The sequence below is a fragment of the Ruegeria sp. BHSB064 genome (assembly GCF_059613205.1).
Genome location: NZ_JBXWSB010000241.1, coordinates 1 through 1,941, shown reverse-complemented (window position 1 = coordinate 1,941; position 1,941 = coordinate 1). Strand labels below are relative to the sequence as shown.

The following is a 1,941-nucleotide window of genomic DNA, read 5'->3' as shown; positions in this document are numbered from 1 at the left end:
GTTCTTCGGCCGCCTTGCGGACCGAAGACAGATCGCTTAGGTCCATCAGGATCAGGTCAGCCTTGCCTTTTGATGAAACCGAAAGCTTGCGCTGTGCCGCTTCGCCTTTCCCCCGCGAGCGGCACACCATCACGATATTGGCGCCTTTCTCACCCAGCATCCGGGCAGCTTCATACCCGATGCCCGAATTTGCACCGGTGATGACATAGGTTCTGCCGTTCAGGTTTGGCAGTTGTGATGGCTTCCAGTTGCTGAAGCCCGAATCAGCGATTTTCTGTTCCATTGGGATGGTCCTGTCGATATGGGTTGCAGTCCGGTTCGTTCTTGTGTACTTTATTTACAAACAAGACCCAATATGTCAATTTAGTAAAAATGAAAAAATCGTCGAACGCATTCGAAGTCCTGTCTGTCTTTGCTCAATACGGCTTTCGCAAGGTGTCCATGAACGACATCGCAGACGCTGCGGGATTGTCACGACAATCCATCTACAACCAATTTGGGTCGAAAGAGGCGGTGCTGGATTGGGCTGTCAAAACAGTGCTGACAACAGCAACAAATGCGGCCCTTGATGTTCTGACCCAGGCAGAAGGTTCGCCGCAGGATGTTCTGGCCCGGGCATATCAAACCTGGATCGGGGATCACGTGGCTATTTGGCGCGGCACGCCCCATGGTGCCGAGATCATGGAGTTCGCCATCGAATCCGCCCCTGAGGCCGAAATGGATTATTCGGCAGAGTTTGGAAAAGCTCTGTCGCGCTATCTGGAAAAAGTAAGTGTGGTTTCAACCACCGAGGAGGGGGCAGATTTGGCTTTTCTGCTCACAACTGTCTCAACCGGCCTGTTGTTAAAATCTACGACCAGCGAAGAATATGCCGCGGGTATGAAGCGCGCTACGAGGGTGCTTTTGGCTCACACGTCCTGAACCGGACCAAAGCGAGGTTGTTAACCAGGAAGCGGGAATGGTCGACTGCGCCAAATATGCAGTCACTCAGGCGCATCGACTCACAGAATTTTGCTTACCCTCAGAAAATTTCCGCAAAGGGTAAATAAAATCAATGTGGTGATCTAACATTCGCTTTTCCACAATAACCACGAGCAGGCTTCGACTCAGGACGTTAACTGCGAGCTTTTCCCGACCTTGTGAAGGCGAAAATTCTTGGTCTGAGTTTGATCCTCAGCCAGAGTCTTCGACCAGCCATTTGTAGACCAATGCGGCGCGATCCGAAGAGGTGTTATGAAGCACCACATAAAAGTCCAAGGGGGCCGACAATGTCTGTGGCAACAGTTTGGCCAGCTTGCCTGACTGAACTAAACCTGCGGTCAGTCCTTCCCAACCCAGTACGGCACCCATGTCATCTTGCGCAGCTTGCAGGGCAATGGTGTAGTTGTTCACCCTGTGACCCGAATTGAGTGAACCGGAGTAACCCAAGCCCGCAGCCCATTCCTGCCAACCTGTCCAATCGGTGCCAGGCGCGTCCAGGTGAATAAGTGGGACCTGAGACAGGTCCTGCAACTGTTCGACTTTAGTCTGCCGGACAAATTCAGGGCTGGCCAAAGCCATGATCCGGTCCCGGAACAGCACGTGATATGTGCCACGTTCGCGTGACGCGTCACCATACCTGATGCTGATATCGCATTTTTGCGTATCGTATCCCAAATCAGTGACGACTTGTGTGACAGAGATATGCCCGAAATTCTTCCAAAACTGTGCCAAGCGTGGTGTCAGCCACAGCGAGCTGACTGCCGTGCTGGATCGGATCGTCACACCTGAGCGATCATATTGTGAGCGTAACTGCTTGAGTGCCTCGCTGATCCCCTCAAACCCACGTTGCAAAGCAACCAGCAAATAAGCACCGCTTTCTGTGAGTTCCACACCTCGGTGATGGCGCTGGAACAACGCGCAATTGAGCTCGACCTCAAGCGCTTTGACCTGATGGCTGAT

The 1,941-nt window shown here is 52.6% G+C and carries 3 protein-coding genes; 1 reads left to right on the top strand and 2 read right to left on the bottom strand.

Going from position 1 to position 1,941, the window contains the following annotated elements; genetic code table 11:
* Window positions 1-283, bottom strand: a 283-nt coding sequence (locus AC2FNU_RS24680) for an SDR family NAD(P)-dependent oxidoreductase (RefSeq protein ID WP_496794252.1), incomplete at its 3' end; no start/stop codon positions are given.
* An 89-nt stretch (window positions 284-372) separates the two neighbouring features.
* Here AC2FNU_RS24680 and AC2FNU_RS24675 point away from each other — a divergent pair.
* The gene (locus tag AC2FNU_RS24675; RefSeq protein ID WP_496794248.1) at window positions 373-921 is read left to right on the top strand and encodes a TetR/AcrR family transcriptional regulator; all 549 of its coding nucleotides are present in this window, start codon (window positions 373-375) and stop codon (window positions 919-921) included.
* A 252-nt stretch (window positions 922-1,173) separates the two neighbouring features.
* Here AC2FNU_RS24675 and AC2FNU_RS24670 read toward each other — a convergent pair.
* On the bottom strand, window positions 1,174-1,941 hold a 768-nt coding region (locus AC2FNU_RS24670; protein ID WP_496794244.1), incomplete at its 5' end, for a LysR substrate-binding domain-containing protein.